14 protein-coding genes are annotated in these 7,689 nt (G+C 43.5%); 1 reads left to right on the top strand and 13 read right to left on the bottom strand.

Going from position 1 to position 7,689, the window contains the following annotated elements; genetic code table 11:
• Positions 1-58: 58 nt before the first annotated feature.
• From B0184_RS02255 to B0184_RS02210, 11 genes are all read right to left on the bottom strand, one after another.
• On the bottom strand, positions 59-607 hold the full coding sequence (locus B0184_RS02255; protein WP_005708987.1) for an N-acetylmuramoyl-L-alanine amidase: 549 nt from the start codon (positions 605-607) through the stop codon (positions 59-61).
• Positions 608-686: 79 nt separating this feature from the next.
• Entirely contained in the window at positions 687-1,076 is a 390-nt protein-coding gene (locus B0184_RS02250) for a hypothetical protein (RefSeq protein ID WP_005708975.1), read from the bottom strand.
• A 106-nt stretch (positions 1,077-1,182) separates the two neighbouring features.
• Positions 1,183-1,554, bottom strand: a complete 372-nt coding sequence (locus tag B0184_RS02245) for a Mor transcription activator family protein (RefSeq protein ID WP_005708979.1) — start codon at positions 1,552-1,554, stop codon at positions 1,183-1,185.
• A gap of 196 nt (positions 1,555-1,750) precedes the next feature.
• Complete coding sequence (locus B0184_RS02240; RefSeq protein ID WP_005708985.1) at positions 1,751-2,305, bottom strand: hypothetical protein; 555 nt, start codon at positions 2,303-2,305, stop codon at positions 1,751-1,753.
• On the bottom strand, positions 2,292-2,840 hold the full coding sequence (locus B0184_RS02235; RefSeq protein ID WP_005708981.1) for a gp16 family protein: 549 nt from the start codon (positions 2,838-2,840) through the stop codon (positions 2,292-2,294). Before B0184_RS02235 ends, B0184_RS02240 begins: the two co-directional genes overlap by 14 nt.
• Positions 2,841-2,995: 155 nt before the next feature.
• Entirely contained in the window at positions 2,996-3,316 is a 321-nt protein-coding gene (locus tag B0184_RS02230; RefSeq protein WP_005708984.1) for a hypothetical protein, read from the bottom strand.
• 2 nt (positions 3,317-3,318) lie between these two features.
• Positions 3,319-3,492, bottom strand: a complete 174-nt coding sequence (locus tag B0184_RS10360; RefSeq protein ID WP_005708974.1) for a hypothetical protein — start codon at positions 3,490-3,492, stop codon at positions 3,319-3,321.
• 9 nt (positions 3,493-3,501) lie between these two features.
• On the bottom strand, positions 3,502-3,714 hold the full coding sequence (locus B0184_RS02225; RefSeq protein WP_005708978.1) for an ANR family transcriptional regulator: 213 nt from the start codon (positions 3,712-3,714) through the stop codon (positions 3,502-3,504).
• A 116-nt stretch (positions 3,715-3,830) separates the two neighbouring features.
• Positions 3,831-4,340, bottom strand: coding sequence for a host-nuclease inhibitor Gam family protein (locus B0184_RS02220; RefSeq protein WP_005708983.1), 510 nt, complete (start codon positions 4,338-4,340; stop codon positions 3,831-3,833).
• A gap of 17 nt (positions 4,341-4,357) precedes the next feature.
• The gene (locus B0184_RS02215) at positions 4,358-4,675 is read right to left on the bottom strand and encodes a hypothetical protein (protein ID WP_005708988.1); all 318 of its coding nucleotides are present in this window, start codon (positions 4,673-4,675) and stop codon (positions 4,358-4,360) included.
• A gap of 11 nt (positions 4,676-4,686) precedes the next feature.
• Positions 4,687-5,604, bottom strand: a complete 918-nt coding sequence (locus B0184_RS02210; protein WP_005708986.1) for an AAA family ATPase — start codon at positions 5,602-5,604, stop codon at positions 4,687-4,689.
• A 33-nt stretch (positions 5,605-5,637) separates the two neighbouring features.
• Here B0184_RS02210 and B0184_RS02205 point away from each other — a divergent pair, with 33 nt between their 5' ends.
• Positions 5,638-6,108, top strand: coding sequence for a hypothetical protein (locus tag B0184_RS02205; protein ID WP_005708980.1), 471 nt, complete (start codon positions 5,638-5,640; stop codon positions 6,106-6,108).
• Here B0184_RS02205 and B0184_RS02200 read toward each other — a convergent pair.
• Positions 6,041-6,313, bottom strand: coding sequence for a DNA-binding domain-containing protein (locus B0184_RS02200; protein ID WP_039851446.1), 273 nt, complete (start codon positions 6,311-6,313; stop codon positions 6,041-6,043). The genes B0184_RS02205 and B0184_RS02200 overlap by 68 nt on opposite strands.
• A gap of 54 nt (positions 6,314-6,367) precedes the next feature.
• A partial coding sequence (locus B0184_RS02195; protein ID WP_208609335.1) for a transposase domain-containing protein occupies positions 6,368-7,689 on the bottom strand: 1,322 nt, incomplete at its 5' end.

Here is a 7,689-nt window from a genome sequence, read left to right as displayed (position 1 = left end):
TGTTATCAGGTTGTACCCTTCCCCATCCCCTCTTTTGTAAAGAGGGGTTAGGGGAGATTTATTTAAACAAATGTTCGTGATTGATAACCTGCTCGGAATCCAGCCACGTCCACACATCAAAGCACGGGCAGTCTTTAATCCATTCATTAGGCGTGATTGTGCCATCGCCGTTGAGGTCAGGGCTTAAATCACGATGTCCACAAATGCGAGCACTGGGATATTTCGCTTCAAGCTGACGCAATAATTTATGTAGTGCCTGCCATTGTTTTTCGGTGTATTCACCGTGGTTTTTGCCGTCTTTGCGAATACCACCGACCAAGCAGATGCCAAGACTGTTTAAGTTATGTCCTTTGACGTGTGCGCCTGTTTCGCCCTCACGACGACCTGTTTCAACCGTGCCGTCTGTGTCGATAACGAAGTGGTAGCCGATATGCTGTAAGTGCGGATTGAATTGCTTGTAGTTGCCCGCTAAACGCTGAAAGCCACGCTGTTTGTGCCAGTCGTCGATACGTTGTGCAGCGGTTTGAGTGGTGGTGCGTAACTGCTTGCCGTTTTGAGTGGCTGAGCAGTGGATTACGATTTTGGTGATGGGTAGGGATAAAGACATGAAAAAACTCCTTCTAAGATGACTTAAAAGGAGTTTAAAACGGATGGCGTTTTATTGATTTTAAAGTGATTTAAAGAAGTTAGTATTTAGAAATTACTTGTTCTAATTTCTTCGCAGTTTCTTCGGTTAAACCGGCATTCAGTTGTAATACAACCCTGCCATTCGGTGATTGATATAAATAAGGACCGGCAAGATTTTTCAATGCATCGAAATAGGCAAAAATAGGTGTGCATTGTTCTTTTTTCTCACAAATAAAGGCTTGCCCGCCTTTAGGTGCTATTTCAGGAATCGAGAACGCAAAGCGTTCCTTGAATCCCTGCACCATAAATTTATCATTTTTTAAATCTTTTACATCGTTAATTTCAACGCCACTGGCTTTCATTGTTGAAACTAAGTCTTCAGAGGTGATGGCTTTATCGCCACAAGCAGCTAATAACAAGCCACTTAATAAAACTAATGCTTTTTTCATTACATTTTCCTTAGATTGATAAAATAACTATTCTTATCATACTCTTAATTTGTTTGATTTTCCCACAAAAAAAACGCCCTTTCGGACGTTTTCTCACTTTTAGCGGTTATTTTTCCCCAAACAAATCTCCCTGTCGTTTGGCTATTTCTTCTTTAGTGATGCGTTTGACGATTGCGTAAATCCATTGCATAGAAACATTATATTTTCGAGCAAGAGCACGGTGGTTGTGTCCGTTGAACTCATTAAAAATCTTCATATCTCGTTCATTCAGGAGTAACACAAGATTGCGTGGAATATAGATGACCTCACCGCCCCAGTTATGGGCGATGCGCTGGGCAATTTCGACCCCAATTTGTTTGGCGTTGTCTGTAGCAAAGGCGTGTTTTTCGATAAGCTCAAATTCAATATGTTTGGCTAAATCGGCTAACACTTCAGGGGCTTTTTGTTCGAAAGTTTCAACTTGAGCAAGCGGTTCCATTTTTCACCTATAACTGATCATTATTCCATTGCGATATTGTACAAAACCTAAAATTTCCCACTAGCACAATTTTTCTTAACTCAAGGTAAAAAGTGGCTTTAAGCCTGATATAGCAAGGGTTTAGCGAATTGCAAAAAGTTAAAAATCGTAAATAACAGACAAGAAAAAAGGCGGTAATGACCGCCTTGAGGGAGAATTAAAGGGCTTGTTTTTGCTGTTTGTGTTGCAACCAGATTTGATATTCGGGGCTGTTTTTCACAAACTCTTCTTGCCCTAATTGCACAAAACGTTCGATGTATAAAATCGCATCTTGCACTTTTTTGTCTTCCGCTTGTTGGGCTTTGACCGTTTCCGACTGATTTTTATCAGTGCGGATGACGGCAAAGTGCGGTTTCTGCGTTTCATACACCGATTTAAGGTAGTTATGATTAGTAAGCGGTTCGATTTTTTGCCCCGCTTGCAAGGCTTGTTGGCGTTTTTTACGCAGGCTTGTCACCGTTTCGGATAATGCCTGTGCCAGTAACAACGAGCAAGGGTAAAGTTCTAATACATCGCTGACAATTTTTAACGCACGGGCATTGTTGAGATTGCTTTTAGCTGGTTTAAATAAACCTAAGTAACCGACCATCGGTTGGGCACAACCGTGGGTAAGTTGGCTAATTTTGCCGAGCAGTTCACGCCCTGCGTCATCTTCGATTAAGGATTCGAGATGTATATCGCTGTGGCAAATAGGGCATCTACATAACTTCATTAAAATACTCCGTCACGGTATCGTAACTGGCTTCTGGGTCGCCTAATTCATAGCCTTTTTCGCTGATAGCTTTAAGCATTACCCGTCTATGCCATCTTTTCAAAATTTCCAGAAATCGGCTGGCATCGTTGCCATTTAACGCCCCTACATTGAGTGCAAGCACACTTTTTCCTTTGTTCATCACTTTTCGCATATAGCTATTGAGAGCTTTCTCGCTACCATCTTGTAGAAAACCTTGCTTGCCCATTTGAATCCAGACAGCTCGGATTTTATGAGCAATCTCGCTTTTGACTTTTATCTCGCCTGTGGCAGGACTATAAGCGGTCGATTTTGTGCCGCGTTTTGCGAACCATTTTACTTTAGCCCCTTTTTGTTGCAGCTCATGTAAGATTTTGTGCAACTCTACGATAGTGCATTTGGTGGAGCTGGTTTTATTGGTCAGCCGTTTGACCATTTCGCGGTAGCTGAATTCGTCCATATTAAGCTGCTGTTTGCCAATATGGATCAGCTGGATTAGTTTGGCTTTTTCGCTCATTGTGTGTCCTCTTAGTCAATCCTTTAAAACATGCTTAAACCTGATTTAAACAGGCTTTAAACGATTTACTTTAAAAATTTAAACACTCTTTAAACTTGCCCACACCGAGTTATATCAACCTAGACCGAATGGTGTGGGCAGCGGTTATTTTGCGGTTACATAATTTCCTCCTCAAAATAAATATCATCTACATCAGGAGCTACCACATAAGCTAACGCAACTCGGAATACTGAGTGGTTTTTTGCACCATCTTCTTTTACTACAATAAAAACATAATCGCCTTCATTGCTAATATTCCATTGATAAAAATTTCTCACAAAAATTTCTTTTGCAATATCTTCAAGAAAGTAACACTGTTCTTTGCAATAAAAGCTCTTCCAACCGCTTTCTGTTATCACTCTTTGTATTTCTTCCTTTGTTGGGTCTTCATCTTCTACTTCTTCAAGGACAATCCATTCATATTTAAACCTTTTCATTCTTACCCCCTCGCCAACATCATTCGCATTGTTGGCAACTGATCCGACACATTCCCCACAAAAATAGCTGCGTGGATATATTGCCCTTTAAACAAGGATTTTTGAGCTTCTTTGAGCATCATAATCATTTGATTAAGCTGGCTTTCTAGCTCGGTTTTGCGTGTTTCGGTCATCATTATTCCCCCTTAAAATGGTTTTCTTTTCATTCGTTCGCAGAAGTCTTTGCGGTTTTCTGCCCATACTTTGTTGGTTTCATTAGCAGAAAGGCTGGCTAAATCCCAATGGGTTGCGGCCTCTTTGTAATTGCCGGCTTGTTCTTCTTTTGCCGCTTTTTCCGCATAAAAGCGGTATCGGTTGAAGTTTTCCACGCTTTTTGCGTATGGTCGTTTGGTTTTCATCGGTTTTCTCCTGTGGGTTAAAACTTATTTTGAAAGCCCCTTCTAACTCGTCCCCCTCTTTTGTAAAGAGGGGTAGGGGAAATTTAAAGGGCTTTTAAATAGGCCTTAATCTTGTTCTATCTCGCCACCTGCTCAAACGGTTTAATCACAAAATCTTCTAGCCCTTGTTTAATCGTTACTCCGGCAATCCCTTTTGCCACTTCTGGCTCATTGAGCAATGCTTCTTTGTTGATTTCTTGCTTGGTGCGAATAAAGCGGTCAAAGCCCATACGTTGCAAGAATTCCATCACCGCTTCCGCCCCGCGAATGGCGACTGATGGTGGACGTTGTCGCCATTGCACTTCGCCTGTCACAAAGTTTGCTGTTTTGATTTTGCCGAATTCGGTCAGCTCATCACGGTTTGCCTCACAGTATTCCTGCACCGCCTTTTGCAATGGCTCAATTTCTTCTTTCAAGGCTTTCAATTTCGGAGCGTATTGTTCGCTGGTTGCCCCAATCTTGTCGTTCATCTCGGTAGCAAGTCTTGTGTGTTCACGGCTTAAATCGCCGATCTCTTTAATCGCACTTTGCACCTGTTCTACGCTTACAAAGCGTAATTTCGCTTGGCTTTTTACTTTAGTTGCCATAGTTTCTCCTGTTGTGGCTAATGTTTCGTTACATCTGATTTCCAGATAATTTTCACGCCCTCCACCATCATTTGATGGAGGTAAATGCGAATGCCGTTTTTGACTTCTGAACCGTAGCTCATCGCTTTGCCTGTTTTCACAAGATGGCGTGTGGTGCTGTTGTCTCGCACTACTAAACGAGGTCGGCAGCTGTCGAACCATTCGACTTTTTCCACCTCTATCCCCAAGGCTTCACAGCCGAGAGTAGCAATTTCAAGGCGTGCCAGTTGGTTGTGAATGTATCCGTTGCGAGGTAGCATCATTTCGCCTGCCATTTCGTTATATACTTTCTTCATACCGTTCTTCCTTATTCGTTTTTACCTAATAATTCTTGGCGTGCTTTGATAATTAAGTCAGCATCAATCAGCTTGCCTGAACCTTTTGCCACCATTGCTGCTAATCGCAAGGTTTGGGTTAAAATGCGTAAGCCACCGCCTGTTTCGGTAATGCTTTGCATCACTTTTAAGGCTTCTTCGTCGGTTTCTAACCCCCACGCTTGAGCGACTGCTTGCGTGTCTGCTTTTTTAGTTTTCTGAATGCTGGTGTTTTTTGCCACGCGCGACCACAATCTTGCATATTCGTGGCTAGGGCTAATGCCACCTTTCATGCGGGTATAGACTTTGTCATTGCCTACCAACACTAAGCCAATACCTGCTTCTTCTTGCATAATGCGTAGCTCTTCAAGTGCCTCATAAGGAAGGTGGTCAGCTTCGTCCACAATCAGCAAGCCCTCTGTGCCTTTGATTTTGCGAGCAATCAGGCGTGAGAGTGTGCCTTTTCTGCGTGGTGCGTCGCTGATGCCTAACTCAAGGGCAATTTCATACAAAATTTCGCTTAAACTTGAACGACTAGGGCTTGCAGTTACCAGCCACACGTTAGCGTGACTTTTGGCGAACTCTTGGATCGCTTTGGTTTTACCGACCCCGCTCATGCCGTACACGGTCGCCAAGCAGTTAGCGATTTGAGCAAATTCCAGCGTTTTGAAAATTTGACGAGAAGTCGCTGTTTCGATAAAGGCAGGGGCTTCGACAAATTCGCGGGCTTGAACGGCTTTTTTCTCAAGGTAAGCGGTTAATTTTGCTTCTACATCTGCAATGTTGCCTTTGTAGTTGTCGTTAAGGTATGCCGACAATGCACCTGCATTTACTCCTGCTTCGCGGGCAAGCTGGGCTTGGGTGATTTGGCTGTCGGTTAAGTGTTGTTTGAGTTTATTGATTAGTGTCATAATGGGGTTCCTGTTTTTACCTTTGGGGGCGTTATGTCTGAAACTGATTTACTGTTAAAAATGGTTCGCCAACCTGTTAAGCTCTACTCCGTGGCAACACTTTTTCACGAATTTTCAGAAGTGATTACTAAACTTGAACATTCTGTACAAAAAGAGCCAACCTCATTGCTTTCTGAAGAAAATTGGCATAAGCAGTTTTTAAAATTTGCTCAAGCCTTGCCTGCTCACGGTTCTGCCTCTTGGCTTAATCTTGATGATGCGTTACAAGCTGTGGCGGGTAATTCACGTTCAGCATTTCTTCATCAACTGATCGCAAAATTAAAATCTCGCCATCTTCAAGTGTTAGAGTTGAACAAAATAGGCTCTGAACCACTTGATTTATCTAACTTGCCAGCTCCGTTTTATGTGCTGTTACCTGAGAGTTTTGCCACTCGAATTACATTACTTGTTCAAGATAAGGCGTTGCCTTGTGTGCGTGTTTCTTTTGAGTATTGGCACGCTTAAACACCTCTCTCGTCCAAATAATCTCAGGGACTGCCGCTTTAAACAGGTCTTTGGTTTGGGCTAAATTCGGCAATGTTCCCCAGTCTTGTTCTTGGGCAATTTTGCTTAATCGGAAATAGCAGGCTTTAAAAGTGGGCATTTCAGGGCGGTAATAGTCTGCTTTTAAATAAAGCATTGCGTTTTCGTTTAATGTGATATTGCTCATCTCATTCTCCTTAGGGTTTAAACCCTGTTTAAATCTGGTTTAAAGGTGGTTGGTTTAACGCCCTTTACTTTTCTTTAAAAGCTCTAAACCCTTTTCCCAATCACGATTAAATTCGCTGATTTCTTCGGCTTCCACTTCGACTGCTTTCGGTATTTTTCGCACTGCGTTGAAATCTAGCACTTCTTCATATTCCACCTCTTCTGCTTGCGTTTGAGGGGCTTTTACTGGCTCTGGTAACATTTCCAAGAACCGCTCTTCAAATTCCACTGTTGGGGCGTAATTGCTGAGTTCCATTTCTTCCGCTTTGGCGCGTTCTTTCGCCGCTTTTTCGGTATGTTTTACCCAGTTACGCATTGCTTTGTTGTGTTCACGTCCTGCCATTTGGTCGCCAAAGCCTGCTTTCTCGGTAATTTCCGCTTCTGCTAAGTATTCGCCTGTAAGGGCATATACCCACACTTTGTCGTGAAGATTTGCTGGGTCATAGCGCACCACAACTCTTTTGTGTGATGTACCGATAAGCGCTAGCGACTCGTAACGGTTTTTGTTACTGCCAATTTTGCCTGCGTTGAGGTAGAACGTGCCGTCTTGGTTGAGGCGAACTTCCTCGTGAAGTGTGAGCAATAACCGCATTTGACTTTGGTTGATGGGGCGTTTTTCGGCAACAGCCCAATCTCGCTCAAAGGCTTCGGCATAACTGCTTTTGCCTGCACAAATTTCGGTGAGGCGGTTGCCCACGTTGTTCCATTGCTGAATGCCTTGCTCTAATGCCATTAAGAATGTGGCGTAATCGACAGGCTGTTCTGCACCGTTTTTGCCGTCATAGTCAGGCTTTTCATAAGCATTCGCCCCTGCATAAGCCCCGCGTAATAACAGGTGCTTATCAACATAATCTCCTAAACCGCCGTGAGAAAACGCACGCTCAATCGGTTTGGCTTGCCCGCGCCCTTTACCGAATTGAATCGACGTCCAGTGCAGTTCGATACCGAGTGCCGGAATAATGCCTTGCACTTCGTTTTCGTTTACTTGATAGCGGTAGCGGTTTTTTACCCCGCCCGTCATTTTCTTGTTGGCTGCCGCTCGGGTATTGTCGATGGTTAAGTGTTTCGGCAAACCGTAGCGACTAATCACATCAAGCAGGCTGAGGCGTATGGTGTCAGTGTTTTCCGATTTATCGGTTCTAGCAGCCAACACTTTACGAGTGCGAACATCTTGCCAAAGCCATGTTTTCGGGCGTTTAATTTCGCCATCAGGGAATCGCACCCAAACGTTGTGTTGATAACCGTCGCCGTTGATCCACTCCATCGCTTGTAACATTGCCACGGTGCGCACCTGTGAGGGATAAAGCCGACTTAATGCGTATTGGCCTTCACGACGGA

Origin of the sequence: Haemophilus paraphrohaemolyticus, assembly GCF_002015045.1 — a bacterium.
Classification (GTDB): Bacteria; Pseudomonadota; Gammaproteobacteria; order Enterobacterales; family Pasteurellaceae; genus Haemophilus_A; species Haemophilus_A paraphrohaemolyticus.
The sequence above is the reverse complement of the archived record's forward strand: the minus strand, read 5'-3'. Positions and strand labels throughout refer to the sequence as shown.